26 protein-coding genes and 2 pseudogenes are annotated in these 20,995 nt (G+C 35.7%); 6 read left to right on the forward strand and 22 right to left on the reverse strand.

Annotation, left to right across the window (positions count from 1 at the left end; genetic code table 11):
* Positions 1-143: 143 nt before the first annotated feature.
* Positions 144-563 (forward strand): GNAT family N-acetyltransferase, encoded by a 420-nt coding sequence (locus J2S05_RS18290; protein WP_306985373.1) that lies wholly within the window; start codon positions 144-146, stop codon positions 561-563.
* Between the two features lie 434 nt (positions 564-997).
* Here the strand turns inward: J2S05_RS18290 and J2S05_RS18295 are convergent.
* Together J2S05_RS18295 and J2S05_RS18300 are read right to left on the reverse strand one after the other, a co-directional pair.
* A pseudogene (locus tag J2S05_RS18295) lies at positions 998-1,090 on the reverse strand (sporulation transcription factor Spo0A); the annotation flags it as partial.
* Positions 1,091-1,227: 137 nt separating this feature from the next.
* Positions 1,228-1,455: a helix-turn-helix domain-containing protein gene (locus J2S05_RS18300; RefSeq protein ID WP_306985375.1), complete on the reverse strand. Its 228-nt coding sequence runs from the start codon at positions 1,453-1,455 to the stop codon at positions 1,228-1,230.
* A 127-nt stretch (positions 1,456-1,582) separates the two neighbouring features.
* Between J2S05_RS18300 and J2S05_RS18305 the strand changes: the two genes are divergently transcribed.
* Positions 1,583-2,518: a hypothetical protein gene (locus tag J2S05_RS18305; protein ID WP_306985377.1), complete on the forward strand. Its 936-nt coding sequence runs from the start codon at positions 1,583-1,585 to the stop codon at positions 2,516-2,518.
* Between the two features lie 438 nt (positions 2,519-2,956).
* Positions 2,957-3,169, forward strand: a complete 213-nt coding sequence (locus tag J2S05_RS18310; protein WP_306985379.1) for a helix-turn-helix transcriptional regulator — start codon at positions 2,957-2,959, stop codon at positions 3,167-3,169.
* 103 nt (positions 3,170-3,272) lie between these two features.
* Here the strand turns inward: J2S05_RS18310 and J2S05_RS18315 are convergent, their stop codons facing one another.
* The 7 genes from J2S05_RS18315 to J2S05_RS18345 form a co-directional block, all read right to left on the reverse strand.
* Positions 3,273-3,542 (reverse strand): group-specific protein, encoded by a 270-nt coding sequence (locus J2S05_RS18315; RefSeq protein ID WP_306985381.1) that lies wholly within the window; start codon positions 3,540-3,542, stop codon positions 3,273-3,275.
* Between the two features lie 107 nt (positions 3,543-3,649).
* Positions 3,650-4,510, reverse strand: a complete 861-nt coding sequence (locus J2S05_RS18320; protein ID WP_306985383.1) for a hypothetical protein — start codon at positions 4,508-4,510, stop codon at positions 3,650-3,652.
* Between the two features lie 295 nt (positions 4,511-4,805).
* The gene (locus tag J2S05_RS18325) at positions 4,806-6,335 is read right to left on the reverse strand and encodes an LXG domain-containing protein (RefSeq protein WP_306985385.1); all 1,530 of its coding nucleotides are present in this window, start codon (positions 6,333-6,335) and stop codon (positions 4,806-4,808) included.
* A 133-nt stretch (positions 6,336-6,468) separates the two neighbouring features.
* Positions 6,469-7,572: an N-acetylmuramoyl-L-alanine amidase gene (locus J2S05_RS18330; RefSeq protein WP_306985387.1), complete on the reverse strand. Its 1,104-nt coding sequence runs from the start codon at positions 7,570-7,572 to the stop codon at positions 6,469-6,471.
* A 12-nt stretch (positions 7,573-7,584) separates the two neighbouring features.
* On the reverse strand, positions 7,585-7,848 hold the full coding sequence (locus tag J2S05_RS18335) for a phage holin (protein WP_306985389.1): 264 nt from the start codon (positions 7,846-7,848) through the stop codon (positions 7,585-7,587).
* Between the two features lie 39 nt (positions 7,849-7,887).
* The gene (locus tag J2S05_RS18340; protein WP_306985391.1) at positions 7,888-8,244 is read right to left on the reverse strand and encodes a hypothetical protein; all 357 of its coding nucleotides are present in this window, start codon (positions 8,242-8,244) and stop codon (positions 7,888-7,890) included.
* A gap of 81 nt (positions 8,245-8,325) precedes the next feature.
* Positions 8,326-8,799, reverse strand: a complete 474-nt coding sequence (locus J2S05_RS18345; RefSeq protein WP_306985393.1) for a hypothetical protein — start codon at positions 8,797-8,799, stop codon at positions 8,326-8,328.
* Between the two features lie 173 nt (positions 8,800-8,972).
* Here J2S05_RS18345 and J2S05_RS18350 point away from each other — a divergent pair, with 173 nt between their 5' ends.
* Positions 8,973-9,410: a hypothetical protein gene (locus J2S05_RS18350; RefSeq protein ID WP_306985395.1), complete on the forward strand. Its 438-nt coding sequence runs from the start codon at positions 8,973-8,975 to the stop codon at positions 9,408-9,410.
* A 65-nt stretch (positions 9,411-9,475) separates the two neighbouring features.
* Here J2S05_RS18350 and J2S05_RS18355 read toward each other — a convergent pair whose 3' ends face one another.
* From J2S05_RS18355 to J2S05_RS18375, 5 genes are all read right to left on the reverse strand, one after another.
* Positions 9,476-10,075, reverse strand: coding sequence for a hypothetical protein (locus J2S05_RS18355; RefSeq protein ID WP_306985397.1), 600 nt, complete (start codon positions 10,073-10,075; stop codon positions 9,476-9,478).
* A 121-nt stretch (positions 10,076-10,196) separates the two neighbouring features.
* Complete coding sequence (locus J2S05_RS18360) at positions 10,197-10,370, reverse strand: hypothetical protein (RefSeq protein WP_306985399.1); 174 nt, start codon at positions 10,368-10,370, stop codon at positions 10,197-10,199.
* A gap of 100 nt (positions 10,371-10,470) precedes the next feature.
* Complete coding sequence (locus J2S05_RS18365) at positions 10,471-10,761, reverse strand: hypothetical protein (RefSeq protein WP_306985401.1); 291 nt, start codon at positions 10,759-10,761, stop codon at positions 10,471-10,473.
* 113 nt (positions 10,762-10,874) lie between these two features.
* A complete protein-coding gene (locus tag J2S05_RS18370) occupies positions 10,875-11,114 on the reverse strand; it encodes a hypothetical protein (RefSeq protein ID WP_306985403.1) in 240 nt (79 codons plus the stop codon).
* 20 nt (positions 11,115-11,134) lie between these two features.
* Positions 11,135-11,323: a hypothetical protein gene (locus J2S05_RS18375; protein ID WP_306985404.1), complete on the reverse strand. Its 189-nt coding sequence runs from the start codon at positions 11,321-11,323 to the stop codon at positions 11,135-11,137.
* A 56-nt stretch (positions 11,324-11,379) separates the two neighbouring features.
* On the opposite strand from J2S05_RS18375, the gene J2S05_RS18380 reads away from it, so the two are divergent.
* The gene (locus tag J2S05_RS18380) at positions 11,380-11,958 is read left to right on the forward strand and encodes a hypothetical protein (protein WP_306985406.1); all 579 of its coding nucleotides are present in this window, start codon (positions 11,380-11,382) and stop codon (positions 11,956-11,958) included.
* Positions 11,959-12,319: 361 nt separating this feature from the next.
* Positions 12,320-12,961: a hypothetical protein gene (locus tag J2S05_RS18385; protein WP_306985408.1), complete on the forward strand. Its 642-nt coding sequence runs from the start codon at positions 12,320-12,322 to the stop codon at positions 12,959-12,961.
* Between the two features lie 63 nt (positions 12,962-13,024).
* Here J2S05_RS18385 and J2S05_RS18390 read toward each other — a convergent pair whose 3' ends face one another.
* The 8 genes and pseudogenes from J2S05_RS18390 to J2S05_RS18425 all read right to left on the reverse strand — a co-directional run bounded on the left by J2S05_RS18390 (position 13,025) and on the right by J2S05_RS18425 (position 20,992).
* Positions 13,025-13,480 carry a GIY-YIG nuclease family protein gene (locus tag J2S05_RS18390; protein ID WP_306985411.1) on the reverse strand — a complete coding sequence of 152 codons (456 nt, stop codon included), beginning with the start codon at positions 13,478-13,480 and terminating at the stop codon, positions 13,025-13,027.
* Positions 13,481-13,776: 296 nt separating this feature from the next.
* On the reverse strand, positions 13,777-14,283 hold the full coding sequence (locus tag J2S05_RS18395; RefSeq protein ID WP_306985553.1) for a transcriptional repressor: 507 nt from the start codon (positions 14,281-14,283) through the stop codon (positions 13,777-13,779).
* Positions 14,270-15,244, reverse strand: a pseudogene (locus J2S05_RS18400) (tyrosine-type recombinase/integrase). Before J2S05_RS18400 ends, J2S05_RS18395 begins: the two are co-directional and overlap by 14 nt.
* A 198-nt stretch (positions 15,245-15,442) precedes the next feature.
* A complete protein-coding gene (gene spo0A, locus J2S05_RS18405) occupies positions 15,443-16,234 on the reverse strand; it encodes a sporulation transcription factor Spo0A (RefSeq protein WP_306985413.1) in 792 nt (263 codons plus the stop codon).
* A gap of 235 nt (positions 16,235-16,469) precedes the next feature.
* Positions 16,470-17,753, reverse strand: coding sequence for a SpoIVB peptidase (gene spoIVB, locus J2S05_RS18410; RefSeq protein ID WP_306985415.1), 1,284 nt, complete (start codon positions 17,751-17,753; stop codon positions 16,470-16,472).
* 135 nt (positions 17,754-17,888) lie between these two features.
* Complete coding sequence (recN, locus tag J2S05_RS18415) at positions 17,889-19,592, reverse strand: DNA repair protein RecN (protein ID WP_306985418.1); 1,704 nt, start codon at positions 19,590-19,592, stop codon at positions 17,889-17,891.
* Between the two features lie 12 nt (positions 19,593-19,604).
* On the reverse strand, positions 19,605-20,054 hold the full coding sequence (gene ahrC / locus J2S05_RS18420) for a transcriptional regulator AhrC/ArgR (RefSeq protein ID WP_306985420.1): 450 nt from the start codon (positions 20,052-20,054) through the stop codon (positions 19,605-19,607).
* Between the two features lie 122 nt (positions 20,055-20,176).
* Complete coding sequence (locus tag J2S05_RS18425) at positions 20,177-20,992, reverse strand: TlyA family RNA methyltransferase (protein ID WP_306985422.1); 816 nt, start codon at positions 20,990-20,992, stop codon at positions 20,177-20,179.
* Between the last annotated feature and the right edge of the window lie 3 nt (positions 20,993-20,995).

The raw sequence follows: 20,995 nt of genomic DNA on the forward strand, positions 1-20,995 counted from the left end.
AATTGACTAATTTCAAAATCAAAAGTTAGTAACTGAACGATTGATATTAAGGCCAGTAACGATGGCTGATGCAGAGGAAATGTTTGCATCCTTACCTGATCTAAACACAGTTAATGATCATATAGAAGAGAGAGATTGAAATTATGAATATTAGAGTAGCAAGTAAATTAGATTACCCTGCGTTAAGATTGATATACTTAGAATCTCGGCGCAATAGTTTTCATTGGGTGGATAAAGAAGACATGACTCTAGAAGATTTCGATAAGCATACTGTAGGAGAGTATATAATTTTAGCGGAGGAAAATTCTCATATCCTTGGATTTGTTTCTTTATACGTACCAGATAATTTTATACATCATTTATTCGTTCACCCAGATTTCTCTGGTAAAGGCGTAGGTGGTCAATTGGTTAATGCATCCATAGAAAAAATGAATAAACCATTAAGATTAAAATGTGTAACTGAAAATCAAAAAGCATTAAGTTTCTATGTGAATAATGGTTGGAAAAAAGTTGTTGAGGAAGGTAACCCAGGAGAGAAACATTGGGTTATGGAATATGAATAAACCTAAAGCTGATGCATGTGCGGTAGGGAATAAAAATTTTAATTATTAAGGGATCATTACTTTTAAATTATGATACCAAAAGGTTATTTTGCTTGCTTAAATCTAAGCTGTTCTTCATGAATGTAAGTGAGAAAAAGCATAATGTCTTGATGGTAACTCCTTATCGTCTTTTTTGTTAACTGTTTACTGTCACAATGCAGCAAAAAATTATCTAAACTCCGTTCTAAATTTCGCATTGAATTGTTTTTAAGCATAAAAAAGCCTCCTTCATCTGCGGTCTCATCCACAAACAAAGGAGGCAATCAACGTAAGTATAAGTTGATATTTAAGTATGATGTTTATTGGCTTAAAAATGCGTTGGTTGGTCAACAGTGTACGGTTTCCTAATTACCCCATACCGATCAAACCACTGTTAAATCAACGTTAATTACGTATTATCCAACCTTATGCTCAATTCTCAACTTATCCGCTACCATGGCAATAAATTCACTATTGGTTGGTTTAGCCTTTGATTGGCTAACGGTGTATGGGTTGGTGTAGCAGTACTTTTAGAGTTTCAAACACCTTATAAACCTTAGATGTTTATAGGTTTGATTTCCGATGTTTATTGCTCACTAGCGTAAGCTTATGTAAATATTACCACGCTAAAAATACTTGTCAACAATTATCTTTTCTTAAACTCCACAACATCCTCAATCGCACAATCTAGGTATCCACAAATCAAAGCCAGTGTTTTTAAATTAACAAATTCTCCCCTACCCAATTTAGAAACAGTACCCGGAGATAAATTTAGATCCTCTCTTAAATTAATTTTCATTTTCCCTTTCTCAGCTAATTTTTTATCAAGTCCTGAATAATCAGGATAAAGAGAAGTATTATTTCTATTTTCCATGTTAATCACCTCGTAGTTTTTTTAAATTTAGGGGTTGACCCATTTTTTACTACATGCAATAATGCGAATACAAATCAAGTACGGTTAATCGTACTTGACTTACAAAAAAAAAGGAGATGTTCTACTTATGCAAACAATCATCAAATCTAAAGAGGTACGTCATTATTTTGCTGAAACGAAAACACATCTTGAACTAGTTTTTAAAATGAAAGCAGGTTTTGAAGTTACTAAAGATGCAATTGGTGAGCTTACACTTTGGACTCAACCATCACCCGAATACGACCATATTGAAGATTCTCTTTCAACAGATCAATACTCAATTGAAGTCACTAACGAAATTTCCTATGATGAAGCTGTTAACGAAGAATGGGACGATGTTGAAGGAATTGATATTGAAATAGGTTATAAGATCGTCTTTGTTACGATGGTGTTAGATACACCTTATGTATTTACCTCTGACTCTGATGATGAAGTTGAAGTTTATGAAGCAAACTTTGCTGAACACTACCGTTTACATGAAGCAACTTATCCTTTATTTCCTGTTGAGTGGGATGTTGACCTTGAAAACACGGTAAAACTTGAAATGAATACAACTGGTACTCACAAGCAAATTTTTAAGCAAAACTATGCAGCTGAATTTAAAGTAGTTGATAACGTTACAGCAAAAACTCTTACTGGTGATAAGTTCACAAAGGAAAGTATTACTTCTACTGTAACCATCGACTTTAATCAAGAAGACTTTGCAGAAGATGGTATCAAAAGGTTAGTTATCTTAGAGCCTAGCGATTACTTATTTAAAAGCAAGATTGAACATAAAGCTCTAAAATTACCTAATGCAGTTGTAGACATTCACGATGCTCAAATTATTTATAATCTCAATAAAGAGTTTACAGCTTATGAGACGGATAATCTTGAAGAGAAGGCGTGGAGCACTTTGGCAGAGCTAATTCCACACCTCGGCTTATCTAATGTGGCGGCAACCACAGAAGATAGTATTGTTAGCTTTAGATCGTCTTATAATACTGAAGATAATGTATCACTTGAAAGCATTAAAATCAATTAACAATTTATTATGAAGCATTGGTTCCCGCCACTGCTCTCTTTCCTTTTACATAACCTAATACGCTATCTTCAGAAAAAGGTTTCACTTTCCATAAGTATATTTTATTTATTCTAATCGTCTTTCTTAATTCCTCTATCCTTAAAAACGTATGTATTCTTCTTTTTCTTTTCATTATATAACCAATCATAAAAATTCTTCTCTAAAGCCATTAATTTGTTTCCAAATTGATAAACTGTAAACTCGCCTCTTCCTGATTACTGTATTTTACATTATTAATCTTAAAATACTTTAAATTGAATATTATAAATTAAAATGATAGATTAATAGTAACCAAGGAGATAAAACAAGCAGTGTAATAAAAGAATAAATTACGGTGACTAAATGTGGCTTGTTTTATACCCCTATACGCCTTGGCCTTTTTAATTAGGAGGAATTAATGTGCCGGAAAAACTTGAAAAAGAATTACTAACAGTTACAGATATTAAAAAAATCACAGGACTAGGTCGTGACACTGTTTACGAATTAATGCATTCTGGAGAGTTTACAGTTCTACGTTTTGGTAGGAGTTTTAAGGCTAATAAGCGAGAGTTTTACGATTGGTTAAATAACAAAAATAATAGTAATAGCTATGTATACACATTAAAAACTTAGAGCCGTTGAAAGCTTATTTCTGCTAATGAATACAATATATAAAAGAAAAAACATGAATTAGATCTTCCAATATTAATAAATTAATCTATTGCTAAAGGCACTTCTAATGATTTGGCTGCTCATCAATCCATTCAAGTAAAAACTTCTTTGTCTTCTCTGCAGGAAACATCCAACGTCTTCCCACTTTCCTTTTTGGGAATCTTGGATCAAAAAAGAATTTTTCTTGAATTGTATTCCAACACATCTTTGTATTTTTCATGAGATCATCTGTGTCCCAGAATAATGTTTCATTCTCAATCTTTTTTATGTGTTTCTCGATCTCTTCCAAAAATATTTTTTTAATTTCTTTCTCATCTATTTTCACTTCGATCATTATTTACACACTCCATCACTGTTAAAATTGAACCGTTTGTAGCATAGCATAATAAAAAGATTTTTATATAAGAAAAAGAGAAGGTTTCCCCTCTCTTCTACTTTTGTTTACAGATGGTTCCATCCATACCAAATCCATTCACCATCAAAGTACTCCCATGTTCCAGCATATTCTGTATCGTAGATATAACCATCTTCACCAAAGAACGCTGTACTAGGTAAAGTATTTGGAATTATACAATATTCCGCATGACATTCCGAATTTCCCCCTAATAAAGGATAATATCTAAAGTCGTCTGAAGCTGGATTATATAAGTGAGGTACACCAATTCTAGTTTCAGGATCGATAACTATATTTGAGACTGGTTGACCTAAATAAGACTCCCAAGTATATCCCTTACCTTCAATCCATCCTCCATCCTCTGCTGAATCCCCATCTAGAATTTCCCCATTCTCTTCACCTGATTCTTCTTCCTTGGATTCCTCTTCTGAAACCTCTACTTCATCTTGCGCTTCTTCAAGTTGGGAGGATTCACTATCAGCAGATTCTGAGTTTCCGCTTTCGTCATTGGTTATCTCTTCTGCTTCTTCATCCTCTTTGACTGTTGTTCCGTTTGTAGCAACTGACTTATCTTCTTTCTCATGTGTTATTTCAGCACTCTCTAATCCTAAGTCAGCGATAATAAAGGCTAAAAGATCGTCATTCACTTTATCTAAATCTATTTTGTCTATATCTAAGAATGGATAAGTTTTGTATTTGAAGTTATTGTTTACCTCGAAATCTTCTTCATAGAGAGCTTCATAATCAAACGTTGATTCATCCAAGCCCTCATTAGTTATTTCGGTAGACTCTTCTTCGTTTCCATCCCCTTGAGTTAATGAAGATATGGAACCTGAACATGCAGTTAAAAGTACAGTACATGAAATTAATAATGAGAAACTAAGTTTTGATAGACCGGAATCATACAAAGACCTCTCCCCTTTTCGATTATCTAATATAGTTAATTATATCATGACAGAAAATACACCCATATTAATACAAATAAAAACACTTATTCAAAAAAATGGGGAGTAGACTAACCCAAATTAATGAGTCAATCTACTCCCCAAAATTTCAAGCAAAAACATACATTTCAAACACAATAAATATAACGCTTAAAACAGCCATGCCAATTATAGTCTCTTTCCAACTCATCTTATCTTTTCTAAGTAATTTCAATGCTAGGAATATAACTATTGAAAGCAAAATAAACCTAATCATTATTCATCCCTCACTTTTTCTAATTCGGACTTCTTCATCAGGGTTAATTGTAATTAGCATTTTTCCATCCCAACTTTCCCCATCATCATCACTAATATAAACTAAAACTTCTTGTGTACCTGCATCTGGAACAGGAGTACCAACTATCTCTTTCCAGTATGGTATATTGCTTTGAACTTTGTATGAGCCGTAAATAGAAGCTCCATTCTTAACGTAAGGATTAACTTTATTATCTAATATCTTGTCTACTTTAGAAACTCCTGGTAAACGAGCAAAGGTTCTAACTCCTCCGAATAAAGCTATACTACCGGCTCCATCTGCTACAAGACTAGCGCCATTCGCAACTTCAGTTTCTACCTTACCTCTAACCGCATCTTGTGTGTAATACTGTAAATCAGGATTATCTGGAAATAAAATAAACTGACCATCTTGTATTGTATAGTTTACATCATACCCATTCACATGCGTTGTATCTACATTTTCTATCCCAAGTTTATCATAGTCTATTTCTGTACCTTTAACTTGAACATGATTTCCATGTTCTTTATCCCATTCATACACAACTTCCCCGTGAATATCGTTATTTGAAACTTGTGTGCCTGCTATCTGTGTGTCGGCATCGTATGATTGTTGGCTCACAAATTCGTTTAAAATCTCTTGATACATAGCGTACATTTCAGGGTTACTTTCAATGAAACCCATAGATCCAGACATCATCATCATAAGTCTTACTTCATTATTGGCATATGGATTTGTAAAGTTCCGATAACCACCTTGCGCGTTACTAAGTTGTGTATAGAGGTTATGATTTATTGTACTTGGTTCAAATTCATACTTAGTTAAGAAAGCTTGGTACTTGATATTGTAGTCAATATACTCTGCTGATTTTTCGGGAAGTACTTCTGATAAGGAGCCAGTAGAATAAGTTGTAATGTCTATTGCACCCTCTGTTATAGCAGTACTTAAATCAGTGACATAGTTCATCAATTGACTTATCTCATCTTTAATGACTTCTAATTTGGATACCTGTTGCTGATCAAACTCATGAAGAGATGTCATCGTTTCGTTTGCATCCATTTTTAGATTCACTAGTCCTTCTTGAACTTGTGATTCATCTAATTGAGGAATCGAAACTAAATCAGAAACCTCTGCAATTGTATTATTAAACCCTTCTGCATGGCTAGTGACTGTGTCAGATAATGAGTCCAAAGACGAAGTAAGATCTCCATCAATAAACTCCTCTTTAATAACAGCTTGGGGATCTGAGTCAAAAGAGGAAGCTTCCTCTTTGATCTTATCTATTGTGGTTATGTATTGATCTAAAAGTACTTGCCACCTAGTAATAAGAGGAATGTGCCCTTCACTAAAAAATGATTTCACAGCTTCTCCTGCTCGACCAGTAAAATCCGCTCCCGATTTCACTAATGTTTGCATAGAAGATTTAAGATCATCAATTTGTTCTTTCTGACTTTCCATATCAGAGCGCATACTATCCAGTTGCTTGTGAAATGACTCGCTCTCGTAAACTTTCATGAACAACACACCTTTACCAATTTATTTCTACTAGATGTTCCATAAATTGGTTACCCTTATTTAGAGGAGTATAAACAAAAAAATTGCCCCAAATTCATGAACTAGTAATCATGAATTTGGGGTTAATTTATTATTACGCTCTCTTATTTACTTCTTTTTTGAATTGTTCGTATGTAGTATTATTCACGCCTAATGACTTCTGTCTATTGGCATGGCCATTTCCATGCTTACCTTGTAAAATCTCGGTAGCCATCTGGCTTACAGACTTCTTAGGTTTACTTGGTGTACTAGCCCCAGCACGTTTATTTACTTCATCACGCACCTTCTTATACTCAGCATCGTTGATACCTAAAGACTTTTGCCTATTAGGATGCCCTTGACCGTGGACACCCTTTTCAATCTCAATTGCCATTTGCGTAATTGTCTTTTTCGGTTTAGGTGCTGGCTTTGGTGCAACTTTTACACCTGCTCTACGATTAACCTCTGCAGCTACTTTATCATACTCAGCTTGGCTAATATTCAAAGACTTCCTACGGTTATCATGTCCGTTTCCGTGCTGTCCTACATTAATTTGATCTGCCATTTGAGAAATTGTTTTTGCTGTTGGTTTAGTAGGAGTGGGTTTAGGAGTAGGGAAAGTTAGTTGAGTTCCACCAGTCTTAGTCTCATTAGGCACATTTACGCTACCACAAATAGTCTCAACTAAGACCTTTGCGTACTCATCAACATTATTAACCATAATGTCTGAGTCATTCTTGCTTGTACCAAAGCCAAGCTCTAGCAATCTGTAAGAATAGTTAGCGCCTACAGACCTATTTGCATTACCTAAATTCGTTCTACCGCTCATTCCTTGATGCCCTTTGTGGTTGTATCTTACATCAACCATTTTCTTAATCGCATCACGGAAAGCCAAGTCCATAGTATCAGGAGTTTTATTTTCTTGTACGATAACATGTCCCTTACGTGCAGAAGCATCTGAAGCTGCGTCAAAATGAAACTCTGTTACTTGAGTAGCTCCATGTTGTGCAGCTAAAGCTACGATGTTTCCACGATCAACTACATTGTAAACATCATGAAAAACTACATTGTGACCTTCAGGGAGGAATTTCTTCATAGCAGGGAACAAATCTTCTTTCATGTAACGATGCTCACCTTTAGAAATGAATCCTGTAGCACCGGGATCGAATGTACCGTTTTTTCTAGTTCCGTGACCTGCAATTAGTAAGTGTTTAGTCATTAAATCATTCCTTTACTTAGATTTTTTAATTGGGTGACTATAGTTCATAGCCCTGTCGCTGTCTTCAGCTCCTTCAGTTGTTGGATCAATCACAATTCCCAGCACCATAAGTAGGTATAAAGCGTTCTCTGCAATGGTCACGATATCCTCAACTAATCCTGCTGGGAACGTATATCCGAACCCTTCAGCAATGCTTTTAATTAAGACGAGTAGGGCAGAACCAATGGCTACTAGAAAAGGTTTTTGTTTGATCCGTACTTTCCAGTTAATTTTCATGATTTCACCTCCACATAAAATAAGAGCCTTAGCAATGTGCTAAGACCCTGTTACCGCTCTCTGAAATAGTTCAAATAGTACATAGGCAATACCGCCTGCTCCACCAATTTTCCCTAACAATATCCACATTTGTTGTCGGTTATATTGCTTTCCTTCTCTTAGTGCTGTTTTATCTTCTAACACATAATCCAATAATTTCTGAGTCATTTCTTTTTGCTTACTTGACTCCTTTAAAACTGTCGACTCAGTTTGTGCTGATTGAGCCGTATGCTCGGCCAACTTAGTCTGCATACCTTGCATCATGTTTTCTGTTTTAAGGAGTCTGTCATCTAAAGATCCAGTAAATACTTCAAGATTCGTAACTCGATCATCAATATCGTTCACTCTTTCATTCACATCAAGATCCTCCTTTTCCAACCGTCCTTACACCTTCTCTCTTTTTATAGGTAAAATTAAAAACACCCAATTATGAATGTTTTAATGTCTTTTCTTTAGATTAAAAAATTTAGCCAATAATTCATGTCCTCTACCACAAGCAATTAGCATACCTGACAAATACAGCAAGCCCAAGCTTATATAGCCAACTATTTTTTCTTGTTCTCTAAAAAGCATTGTACTCTCTTCAATATAAATCCATTGTTTCTTTGCATTATGGGAATAGTCATGAAATTTCGTAAAATCATTATTATCCATTGCTAGAACTAAATTTTGATTATAGTACCACATTTGGTTCAATTTCTCATTGATAATGTATAAATCGGTACCGCTCGACATTTCATTTGTAAAATGAACAACAACATTCCAACCAAAAGATACGGCTAAAATGATATAACCTACAATTTCAAAATATAAAGCTCTCTTCTCATTTTTAATAATTTGAGTTGCAAGAAAACGAACTATGCCCATCGTTGCAAAACACACTATAAATAAAAGAATAAATATAACTAGCATTTTTAAAACCTCCTCTTATGATTACTTATTTATCATCGGTATCTAAAGAGAATATTTAAAATATAAAAAGTTAATAGAACAAGAGAAGCTTTTCTTTTCTAACATTGATACTTAATAAATCATTAAAAGTAATAATGTTCTATGCCGATTAAATAAAAGGGAGGTGATACTAATTGAAACAAGAGAATTTTTCTACATCATTTCATGAGAGTTTATTTATACTCACTTCTAAAAAAAAGATTAAACATAAAGATTTAGATCTCATGTGCGACATAATAATCTCAATGACTAACAGACAACTGTTTTATAATTTGAAATGTTTAAGCGATGAGCAAATAAGGTTTTTATTACCTTTATTTGCTTTTAACATTGAAATTTGTCGTTCTAGATTTCAGACCATGCTTGCATTCTCTGCTTTTACCATTAGTTTAATAACTATCCTTTTAGTGGATGGCATTAATGACACGGTTGCTTATCTATTTATATTTATTTGTGCTATCATAGTTGCTTGGTATAGTTTCTACGATATTTCCAAAACAAAACTATTAAGAAAGTTAATCTACATTAATGAATGTTTTGCTATAGAACTTCAAAGACGCCAATCTAAATGATATTTAAAAAGAAGACCCTAATAAAAGTTTAAGGTCTTCTTGTTCTATTGACTTGCAGCATTGTACTATAAAATGCTAATTCTACTAGGACTATTTTGAATATTAATTACTCTAATTTCATTATTTTTGAAAGCGTCTTTGCCCTTGAATTTATAATAATCCTCTGCCGAAAGACATAAGTTCTTACAAAGTTCGCTTATATCGATGCTTACATTTCTAGTCTTTTTTATTTTTTCTTTGTCTCTAGAGGACTCTGTCCAAGATTCTCCGAAACTGTTACAACCCGCTAACCAAAGTTCAAATTCGTAGGAATAATTAAACTCTTCATCTTCTGATTCTCCAAAATCTCCTATAGACAGATTGCCAGAATGTAAAAAAGAGCATCTTAAGTCGTAGCACATTGCGCCTGTAAAATAGGGGTTTCTAGCCTTTTGGAAATCTTCGGTCCAACCACTTGGATCGGCATAGCGATGATTTACCCAGTTATCAAACCAAGTTTTATACTGCTTGCCAGTCAAATTAATTTTTTTGCCCTTTCTCAGTATATAAAACTCAGGGTACTCAATTTGTCCACAAATATCTGGAAGAGTAAGTGCTAATGATAGTGCAGGTAGGTAGCTTTCTTTTTCGAGTGCATCTTTAACTGCTTCAATCTTCTCTAACATGTAACTCCCTCACTTTCATCTACACTAATTATTCGACAAAAAGAAGGAAATCCTTTATTAAGTTCGCAGTTTTGTTTCTATTAAAATAAAAAAACTCTCCATTATGAGAGTTTCATTGAAACTATCTAGCATTCTTACCTGCCTCATAACCTTTATCGTAACTTAATCCATGACCATTTGGTAAATCACTAGGTCTGTCAGATTCATTATTTGTTCGCTTATCCTCTTCATAGCCAGCAGCAAAACCTTTTCTATAACTTAGATCATGACCATTAGGAACCTTTTTATTAGACATAATAGCCCTCCTTTAAGATTATGGTTACTTAGCAAACTATGCATAAACAATCCCAAAATGAGTTTCTTTAAAGAATAAGAAACTTAAAAATATAGAGTATTTATGTATTATCTACTTTATTATCATTACCTATTAATTCTCCCCAACCTTCAGCCTGAGCTTTTTCCATTAACTTAGAGGCATCTGACAATTTAGGGATTCTTGCTTGACCTCTCGCAGCTTGCAATTTACCGTCTGGTTTCCTCCATATAAAACGATAGCCTTCTTGTAAATCACCATTATCATAAACATATCGACAAAATTGAAGACAAAGAACCCAATTTGTACCGATTTTATCCTTGTTAATAGCTGTTTCATGAAGAACCTGAACTCTTGCTGACTTAGCTGCCAATTTTACTCCCACCCTATAATTCCTCATTAGACTCATTAGACGCATGTGTCTAATGACATTCTATAAATAAATTCATGTCTGTGTCAACTACTCACAAGAAATATATTAAAATCCTATTGTTCGATAGGCTCTTCTTCTGTTTCCTCTAATCGCTCAATTAATTTTGCTTTGACCATATCAGACATTGAATCTAATCCACTAGCCTGAAAGAATTCGGCTGTCGTAATAGGAATTTGTCCATTTGCATAAATTTGTTGTTTAGGATCTGTAGTTGAATAAGTAAGTTCAACTATTGACATTGTTCCGCTCTCATCGTACCTAAATACCGTCCCTGTAATTCGAATTTTAATCAATCCAATCGCTCCTTTTATGTTTATTCTTCTTCGTTGTTTTCTAGTTGATCGCAGATGTAATCGTATGTATTAGCTTCTATTCCGCTAAACTCTCTTTCACATTCTAAAAGTACCTCTTTAACTGTTTCTAAGTAGCCACTAACGTTACTTCCTTCAAGGACAAACTCCTCTTGATAAAGCTCTAATTTTTCTTTTTTGAAAGTTTCCATGTCTTTGATATCCCAATGCTGTCCCTTTTTACATACCCTTTACTGGGGATGAGAGTTTGCTCTATATCCAACCGACAATTTCTTTAATGTCCTTACCCTCAGACTTAACAATTAAAAATAATGAGATTTCAGTTTCGTTTATACAGTTTGAAAGAAATATAGACAGTATAAATATCGAATTTGAAGGTTTGAAGAAATACCTTTTAGAAAACTGTCATCGCCTAAATAAAGATTTAGAAGAATATAATTCAGATATTCTAAAAGTAGCAAAAGGCATATTTGACAAACGAAAAGAATCTATATTGAAGACTAAAGAAATTGAGAGTACATTAACTGTTCCTCTAAAAAGATCTCACGATGTTGCTGATACTTTCTCTATTCCTATCTCTAGACCAAAAAAGGCAATTACAATAAGACCTAATGTTAAAGATCAAGTTTATAAACCTGAGCCCAGCTTAGATCATCAAACTTATTTGGATATCCTAAAAATCATTAATGATATGGGAAAAGGATTTGAAAGAAAGCCCTCCGTTTACATCGGTAAAGGTGAAGAAGATCTTAGAGATCATTATCTTATGCAACTTGAACCTCATTTTGAAGGCAGTGCTACAGGAGAAACATTTAATAAGATATAGGAAAGACAGATATTCTTCTAAGATACGAAAATTCAAATGTATTTATTGGTGAGTGTAAGTTTTGGAGTGGAAAGGCATCTTTTCTGAAAACAATTGATCAACTTTTAGGCTATTTAACATGGAGAGACTCTAAGGCAGCAGTAATTATGTTCGTAAAAAATAAAGAGTTTTCAAACGTCTTGACCACAGCTTTTGATAGCGTAAAGGAGCATGATAATTACCTAACTGAATTAAATACTTACGGTGATTCATGGAAAAACTATTCTTTTCACTTAAACGGAGATCGAAACAGAGAGCTTGAAATAGCTATTATGCTTTATCATTTAGGTTGAAATCAGAATTTTAAGGAGTGGTAATTTAAATGTTTAAGTGGCTCAAATCAATTCTAAGCGATGATAACTCAGCTAAAAATAACGAGGTTGCAAGTACAGAGGTAGAACCTGTAGAACCTGCTATTAAAACTACTCCATTTAAAGATGAAGCAATAAATAGAATGACGTTCAATGCTAAAGGATCATTTTTAGATGATGTTCAGAAGACAATAAAAAAGCTAATCAAACAATATAAAGAAGAAGACGAATATTTTTCATCTAACTATGAGGGGCTCACAGCTAAAGAAATAAAAGAAGAATATTTCGGAGAGAAAATATACCAATATGGCGCTTCTTCTTTTTATATGGGTAGTTTGGTCGATGAGCCAGATAACAAATTCGACACAAACGCAATTAAAATTTATCTTGTGGACTCAACTGGTAGTGAGTATTTCATTGGCTATGTACCTAAAGAACTCTGCGATGAAGTCAAGGAAAAACGCTCAAATTACGAGTATTATATTGCTACAGGTATCACTGGGGGGAAATACAAAAAAGCTGTATATAGTGATGATGGTGATGAAGAGATCTGTAAGGGCGAAGACGAGTATGGCATTAAAATTTCCCTAAGTTTTTGGGAAGAGCTACCTCTATCACTAAAAGAAAATAAAGCAAAATCGAATCATTTTTAACTCATTCGATTACTAGGGTATAATCTCCGACTAATTATTGAGCGAGCGATATTTTAAAAACATTTAGTGTTCTATAAAGCTGTTATAAACATCAGTTTTCATTTTCATAGTTGCATAGATCTCAAAAATTGCTCTGGCTTCAGGTTGTTCGATTTCAACGAACCTGACAAATAATGTTTTGAATAATACCTCTCTAGCTGCGTGGACATCTAAACCACTGTTTTTAGCAAATTTATGAGTAAAGTTAGCCTGAGTCTTCTGAGTCGATCTATGGTCAACTCCGATACGTTGTGCCAAGTTTCTAGACCTTCCTATGTATAATGGATTGTCTTCCGCATCTGTCATAATATATACGCCAGCTACGGGGTGTCTTCGATTAAATACATTCTTAATATATCCTTCAGTCAGTGCTTTAAAATTATGTTTATCTGAATCAACAAGTTGTTCAAGCAAGCTAGGAAATGATTCTACAATATCGTCAAACTCAGTACCAATGTCAATTTTACTTTTTAATGTCATAAGTGATTACCCCTGTTGTTTTTCTTATATTGTATCAAAAATAACTGAAGTTAACTTAAAGTTAACAAAAGAGGGAGGTTATTTGCCTCTCTCCTCTTAATTACGCTAAATTTAGCCATGAGTATTCCATAAAAGTAACCAAGTAAGTTTCTGACATGCTTAACTTTAGATTGATAAATGGTGTCCTTAATACTTCTGATCGCTGTATTTAGATAATCTACAGGATCATGCTTAAGCTTCATTTTGCTACATACCAGATTTACCTTACTCCAAAGGTCAATTGTATCTTTAGCATTTTAAAATGGCGTAACAGTCAATTTGAATCCTTCTGGCACTATCTCGTCAGGAACATAACTAGAGTCTAAGTCATAAAATTTGATCTGAGGTTGGGTCGGTTTCTCTACGTAATCTTTTGTATTTGTTTTAGAAAAAGAAGTTGTTTTATTGGAGTCACATTTTTGCTCGAAAATCTTTTCCTCTTGTGTCACAAAAGGCTGGATTACAATAGCATTAGATGACTGCTGCATGTCACTTTTGCGCTTCATTTCGAACTGTCTGATGATGCCAAGATTCTCTAATTGCTTACAACACCTAATCACTGTCATGCGACTAATATCAAGCTTTGCAGCTATACTATTCTTGCTCATGAATGAGACACCAATGTGCTTTGCAGAGTGCCTGTGTAGGAGCTTTAAGACTGCTATGGATGATTTAGTTAGCTTGATTGTGGAGTCCTGAGTTGAGAGTTCAGGTGACAGGAATGGATATTGAGCGATGGGTTTAGCCTCCCTAAATGTCCATATTGTTTAAAGGCGAATGCTTTTGATATTTGCGTCCCACCTCCTCATCAGAATAATCCAAGTAAGCACGTGCAGTTACCTCTGCGCTACTATGTCCGAGTAATCTTGATAAAGTTGCAAAATCCCCTCCATTAAGTAAGTATCGCTTAGCAAAATTATTTCTAAGTTGGTGAGGTGCAATTTCTACATTTACAGTCTTACCAGCCTTACCTAATGCCCTCTCAAAATTAGTGACATCTTGCTTCGTCCCTCTAATAGTTGGAAATAAAAACTCCGAATCAGAAAAACGGTCATAATAGCTAACCCAACTTTTTAAATCTCGCTTCATCTTGTCACTAAAATACGTATACCTTTCTTTATGATTTTTAGGTTTGACGACTAATATTGACTTTGTAGAAAAATCAATGTGCTCTGGCATTAAATTGCAACTTTCCCCCGCACGTAATCCCGTATCAAGTATCAAGCGAGTCTGTATCCAATTGCGATATCAGTGGAATGTTGAACGGTCAAACTGATTTAGCACTAGCTTCAATTCTCCAGATGAGAGTAGTTTTTTCATCTTTCTTTCTGTTTTAATATTTTTTATTGTATCTGCAGGACTTTTCTTAATTTCTCGCTCCATGACCAAAAAATTAAGAAATACTCTTATCACCCTTAGATAATTTCCAATCGTTGTTGAACTCAGTGGTTTATTTTTGTCAGAGCGATGATCTGGATAGTTTATAGTCATTGAATTAACGTCTGAGACTACTGAGTATTTGCCACGCTCCTGCAGATATTTTAAATACGAGCGTAGATGTAGGGTTTTAATTTCCTCTACACTTTGAAGATTGTGCTCACTTGAACAATAAGTGAGAAAAAGTGATAATCCCTGATAATAGCTCCTAAGAGTTTTTTTCGATTAATTTTTACTGTCGCAATAAAGCATGAAATTATCTAGTTGAAGATGAAGCTGTCTCGACATAGACACAAAAAAACCTCCTCTGATATATGGAAATCACATCCATAAACAAAGAAGGTTTTAAAATAGCCAACAAAATTATTTATTGGCTTATTTATAAGTTGTTTATTACCCTAAAAGTATGTTTATTGCTCACCGCCGTATGGTTTACAATTTAAACCAAATTGTTAAAACCCTTGATATAAAAGGCTAAAACATCCCTTATCCAACCTTATGCTCAATTCTCAACTTATCCGCTACCATGGCAATAAATTCACTATTGGTTGGTTTAGCCTTTGATTGGCTAACGGTGTAGCCAAATAGACTAGAGATGGAATCGATATTACCTCGGCTCCATGCTACTTCAATGGCATGGCGAATGGCTCGCTCCACACGACTAGATGTGGTATTAAATTTCTTTCCGATATCTGGGTAAAGAACCTTCGTGATAGACCCTAATAATTCGATATCATTATAAACCATCGTGATCGCTTCACGCAGATACATATATCCTTTAATATGGGCTGGAACACCAATTTCATGAATGATGGCCGTGATACTTGCATCTAGATTAAAGCGTTTTTCCGGTCTGGCTAATTGTGTGAATGAAAAAGATGATGACTTCTGCGGGAAGCCTGCTTTTTTCCCACCAATTTCGCGGACTTTTGCTACAAGAATCTCCATATCAAATGGCTTCAGGATGTAATACGAAGCCCCAAGATCGACCGCTTTTTTCGTAACATCTTCCTGACCAAATGCTGTCAGCATGATAATATTAGGTTTGTGTCCGTTTCCATGATTAATACGTTCTAGAACAGCCAAACCATCTAGATGAGGCATGATAATATCAAGTAACAAGACATCTGGTTGTTTTTCTTCCACTAGGGTTAAGCATTCCTGACCATTATATGCTACACCGGCTATAGTCATATCATCTTGAGCCGAAATATATTCACTTAATAAGTTAACCAGCTCACGATTATCATCCACAACACACACATTTATTTTTTCCACAAAACATCCTCCTCGTTTTCACGTGTTATTATTCCTGTACTAAAACAATTCGACAGTTTGATTGTAAGTCCTTTATTTTTTTAGAATAAACCTATTTCTTTTACATTTACTTAATTATTCTTTGTTATTCGTGTCCTTTCGATTATATATTTATTTATATATATAAATATGTCGAATCATAATGAATATGCCTGTTAAGACTATATTAATATAACAAAAAAAAGACTAAAACGAATTAGCTCGCTTTAGCCTGATGTGTATTCGGCATAACGCCTGCTTCTTCAAGCATCCAACTAATGTGACATCCGTACCCTGAAGTTGGGTCATTAACAAAAACATGAGTTACGGCTCCAACTAGTTTACCGTCTTGAATAATAGGACTTCCACTCATTCCCTGGACAATTCCACCTGTTGTTTCAAGTAACTTCGGATCGGTTACTTTTAGTACCAACCCTTTTGTAGCGGGCTGCTTTTGTGGGAGGGCATTCACGATCTCGATATCAAACTCTTCCACTTTTTCGCCACTAACTACGGTGAGAATTTTGGCTGGACCTTCTTTTATTTGATTTGATAAAGCAATAGGTAGCTCTTCATCCATCACTTCATTTTTTAGATCCGCTTTGTTTAATGTACCAAAAATACCAAAAGAACTATTTTTATTGATCGACCCTAAAATTTCTCGATCTTTTGAAAAGCTTGCTAACTTTTCACCAGGGTCACCATGTAACCCTTTCTCAATAGATGAGACAGATGAGCGCAAAACTTCTCCATCATGAACCATAATTGGTTTATGAGTGTCTGAATCGGAAATAACATGTCCTAAAGCTCCAAATTTCTTCGTTGCTGGATCATAAAAAGTCATAGTCCCTACACCGGCAGCCGAATCTCGAATAAATAACCCCATTCGATAAGACTGTTCTCCGCTAGGTTTCATTGGGTGTAACGTTTTTACAAGTGGTTGTTGGTTTCGTTTCAATTCTATTTTCAATTGCTGCTCTTCTTCTCCAGCTTGTTGAACAACTTTAGATACTTCACTCATCTTTTCAATGGGAACACCATTAATTTTTGTAATCATATCTCCAACTTCAATGCCTGCTGACTCTCCGGGTGAGGTTTCACCTGAGTTTGTTTTGATTAAATGATGCCCTACAACTAATACACCCTTTGTATTCAGCTTCACACCAATGGATTGACCACCAGCGATCACTTTACGTTCAGGCAATATATTGACAGATACAGCTTTAACAGGAAAACCTGCTGCTTTGAGCGTGACATCCCCATGACCTTGGGCAACAGCTTGCATGGCCTCACTTGTATTATTCTTTAATACAGACTTTGTATGATCACCTAGTTCTGCTGTCAAACGCTTTGAATGCTGTAGCGTTACTTCTTCCCCTTTGAACACGGTTATGGACGTTGGGATGTTGGCCCACTCTTTTAGAGGATTAGAAAATCCAATAATAAGCATACCAGCTAAAAGCAAGACACCAACAATGATGCGCGCTCCTTCTACCTTCATATTCTTCACTCTCCTAGCTCCCAACCCACACCTCTTGCGGCTGTACTATTAATGTTGCCTCTTGAGAGCACATTTATAACTGTCTTAAACAGAAAAAGCTACCCTTAACTGGGTAGCTTTTGTATGAATAGTCGATTATGCTTGTTTGTGCTGACTTGCAAGGTCTAATAATTCATGTGCATGCTTTCTAGTGAGCTCAGTCACTTCAACACCTGAGATCATTCTGGCAAGTTCTTCAATTTTTGATTTTTCAACTAAACCTGTCACAGAAGTTGACACTCGTTCTTTTGATTCCTGTTTGGAAATATACAGGTGCTGATCTGCCATAGCCGCTACTTGAGGCAAATGTGTAATACATAAAACTTGTGAGCCAGAAGCAATGGTATAGATCTTCTCAGCAATCGCTTGCGCCACTCGTCCACTAACACCTGTGTCGACCTCATCAAAAATAACCGACGTTACACCTTGATGCGCAGAGAAAATGGATTTTATCGCTAACATAATCCGTGAAATTTCTCCACCTGAAGCCACTTTCGCGAGTGGTTTTAAAGGTTCTCCCGGATTAGTTGAAATAAAGAATTCTACATGGTCCACGCCTTTAGATGAAAAGGCAGCCAGCCCTTTTTTTTCTATAGATGAACGGTTTTTAAAATCAATTTGGAATATCGTTTTTTCCATATACAACGCTCTAAGTTGCTCGTGTATAGATTCTGTTAGCTTTTCTGCAGCTTGAGTTCGAATCTTTGTTAAGGCTTCAGCTTCGACCTCTAGGTCAAGTAAAACCGCCTCCAGCTTCTGATTCAGAACTTGTAATCGATCATCCTTATTAAGCTTGCTGTCAAGCTCTTCTTCTATGCGGGAAGCATACTCAAGAATTTCTTCGACCGTTGATCCATATTTACGTTTTAATTGCTGAATTTCAGCTAAACGATTTTCAATCAACTCTAACTTGTCCGGATCAAACTCAATCTGTTCCATTTTTTCTCGAATGGAGAAAGCTGCTTCCTCCATGATAAAGTAGCTACTGTTTACCGTTTCGTGAAGGGATTTTAGATCTTGATCTAGTTCACTGGCTGTTTCAAGATTTGCAGCGCTTTCGTTTATAATGTCTAGGCCTCTGCCATCGCCATAAAGCCTCTCATAGCTTTCTCTAAGAAGGGTATATAGCTTCTCACTATTAGCCAATCTGTTTCGATCAAGGTCAAGCTCGTCATCCTCATTAGGCTTAAGCTCGGCCTTTTCAATCTCATCTAATTGGTATCTTAATAAGTCAATTCGTTGAGCCGTTTCTTGTTCATTTTCACTAAGGCTGCGAATTTGCGTACTAATTTTCTGTGCTGTTTCATATAAGTGCTGGTATTCATGGAGTGTAGATTTCAATTCTTTGGACGCATAGCTATCTAAAAAGCCTAAATGTTTATCTGGTTGCATCAAGGATTGATGTTCATGCTGTCCATGAATATCCACTAAAGATTGACCAATCTCACGTAAAATACCTAGCGTAACAAGCTTCCCGTTAATCCGGCATATGCTTTTTCCTTGACTCGTTATTTCTCTCCGAAGAATGAGTTCATCCTCGACTTGAATGCCAAGTTCAGAAGCCTTAAGGACAGCGTGATGTGTTTTATTTATCGCAAACAGGCCTTCTATCTCAGCGCGCGACTCACCGTGCCTAACAAATTCAGCGGATCCACGTCCACCTAACAGTAAGCCAATTGCATCAATAATGATGGACTTCCCTGCACCAGTTTCTCCTGTAAGTACGGTTAACCCTTTGTCAAATGGAACCGTAAGCTCCTCAATAATGGCAAAGTGCCTTACTGAAAGTTCAATTAACATGTATTCCCCACCTTATAACATGTCTAGAAAACGAGCGCTTATTTGCTCTCCATCGTTTTTATTCTTGCAAATAATTAATAAGGTATCATCTCCACAGATTGTCCCCATCAATTCTTCCCAGTCAAGATTATCAATTAACGCACCAATCGCATTTGCGTTACCAGGCAAACATTTCATGACAATAAGATTATCCGATGTGTCAATACTGATAAAACTATCGGTCAAACTTCGCTTTAACTTTTGAAGCGGATTAAATCGTTGATCAGCCGGCAAACTATATTTGTACCGACCATCCTGCATCGGAACCTTTACAAGATGTAATTCCTTAATATCTCTTGAGACTGTTGCTTGAGTGACATTGTACCCTAATCCCTTTAGATAATCGACAAGGTCTTCCTGGGTTTCAATTGCTTGATTAGCAATCACTTCTCTAATTTTAATGTGACGTTGCCCTTTATTCATGTTATTCACCTTTTCTCATTTTTTGCCGCACACCTGCTTATGTCTCCATTATGATATGAAATTGGCGTCATGACAATACTTTACCTTATTCAAAAAAAAAAGAGAGCAACGCTCTCTTTTTCTTATACAAGTTGCTGCGCCTTTTCCACAACATCCTGAATGACTTCCGTATTAAGCTGATTAAGCGATTCGTTCTCTTGAACGGGTAGAGCAAGATGAAGTAAAAATTCAATATTGCCTTCGCCACCAGTGATTGGAGAATAATCCACTCCGCGAATGTGAAAACCTTCTGATGAAGCAGCTTCCATAATTCTCAGAAGAACTTGTTTATGAATAGCTGGGTCCTTCACAATCCCTTTTTTACCTACCTGCTCTCGGCCCGCTTCAAATTGTGGCTTAACCAAAGCTACAACATCTCCACCTGCACACAAAACAGTTTTTAATGTCGGTAAAATCAAGCGAAGAGAGATGAAAGACACATCAATGCTGGCGAACTCAGGTAAACCCTTTGAAAGGTCCTCAGGCTTCACATAGCGAAAGTTTGTCCGCTCCATCACGACTACCTGCTCGTGCTGACGTATCTTCCAGGCAAGCTGGTTATAGCCTACATCGAGTGCATAAACAAGAGAAGCACCGTTTTGCAAAGCACAATCAGTAAAACCTCCTGTTGAAGCCCCAATATCCAGCATGATTTTATCCTGTACTTTTACGTCAAAAACCTGTAAAGCTTTTTCAAGCTTATATCCCCCACGACTAACATAAGGCATAAGTTGACCCTTTACATGTAAAGGAGCCTCCACATCAATCTTCACTCCTGGTTTGTCCAGTCTTTCTGTTCCAGAATAGACCAAACCTGCCATGACGGCACGCTTCGCCTTTTCCCGTGAATCGATTAATCCTCGATCCACTAGTAATGTATCAATTCGTTCTTTTTTCACGGA

The organism is Alkalicoccobacillus murimartini (genome assembly GCF_030813245.1).
GTDB classification, from domain to species: domain Bacteria; phylum Bacillota; class Bacilli; order Bacillales; family Bacillaceae_D; genus Alkalicoccobacillus; species Alkalicoccobacillus murimartini.

What these genes read in the sequence shown, in the direction of transcription:
- J2S05_RS18290 (WP_306985373.1), top strand. Translation starts at nt 144, where the DNA reads ATGAATATTAGAGTAGCAAGTAAATTAGATTACCCTGCGTTAAGATTG.
- J2S05_RS18300 (WP_306985375.1), bottom strand. Translation starts at nt 1,455, where the DNA reads ATGGAAAATAGAAATAATACTTCTCTTTATCCTGATTATTCAGGACTT.
- J2S05_RS18305 (WP_306985377.1), top strand. Translation starts at nt 1,583, where the DNA reads ATGCAAACAATCATCAAATCTAAAGAGGTACGTCATTATTTTGCTGAA.
- J2S05_RS18315 (WP_306985381.1), bottom strand. Translation starts at nt 3,542, where the DNA reads ATGATCGAAGTGAAAATAGATGAGAAAGAAATTAAAAAAATATTTTTG.
- J2S05_RS18325 (WP_306985385.1), bottom strand. Translation starts at nt 6,335, where the DNA reads ATGAAAGTTTACGAGAGCGAGTCATTTCACAAGCAACTGGATAGTATG.
- J2S05_RS18330 (WP_306985387.1), bottom strand. Translation starts at nt 7,572, where the DNA reads ATGACTAAACACTTACTAATTGCAGGTCACGGAACTAGAAAAAACGGT.
- J2S05_RS18335 (WP_306985389.1), bottom strand. Translation starts at nt 7,848, where the DNA reads ATGAAAATTAACTGGAAAGTACGGATCAAACAAAAACCTTTTCTAGTA.
- J2S05_RS18345 (WP_306985393.1), bottom strand. Translation starts at nt 8,799, where the DNA reads ATGCTAGTTATATTTATTCTTTTATTTATAGTGTGTTTTGCAACGATG.
- J2S05_RS18355 (WP_306985397.1), bottom strand. Translation starts at nt 10,075, where the DNA reads ATGTTAGAGAAGATTGAAGCAGTTAAAGATGCACTCGAAAAAGAAAGC.
- J2S05_RS18360 (WP_306985399.1), bottom strand. Translation starts at nt 10,370, where the DNA reads ATGTCTAATAAAAAGGTTCCTAATGGTCATGATCTAAGTTATAGAAAA.
- J2S05_RS18375 (WP_306985404.1), bottom strand. Translation starts at nt 11,323, where the DNA reads ATGGAAACTTTCAAAAAAGAAAAATTAGAGCTTTATCAAGAGGAGTTT.
- J2S05_RS18385 (WP_306985408.1), top strand. Translation starts at nt 12,320, where the DNA reads ATGTTTAAGTGGCTCAAATCAATTCTAAGCGATGATAACTCAGCTAAA.
- J2S05_RS18390 (WP_306985411.1), bottom strand. Translation starts at nt 13,480, where the DNA reads ATGACATTAAAAAGTAAAATTGACATTGGTACTGAGTTTGACGATATT.
- spoIVB (WP_306985415.1), bottom strand. Translation starts at nt 17,753, where the DNA reads ATGAAGGTAGAAGGAGCGCGCATCATTGTTGGTGTCTTGCTTTTAGCT.
- recN (WP_306985418.1), bottom strand. Translation starts at nt 19,592, where the DNA reads ATGTTAATTGAACTTTCAGTAAGGCACTTTGCCATTATTGAGGAGCTT.
- ahrC (WP_306985420.1), bottom strand. Translation starts at nt 20,054, where the DNA reads ATGAATAAAGGGCAACGTCACATTAAAATTAGAGAAGTGATTGCTAAT.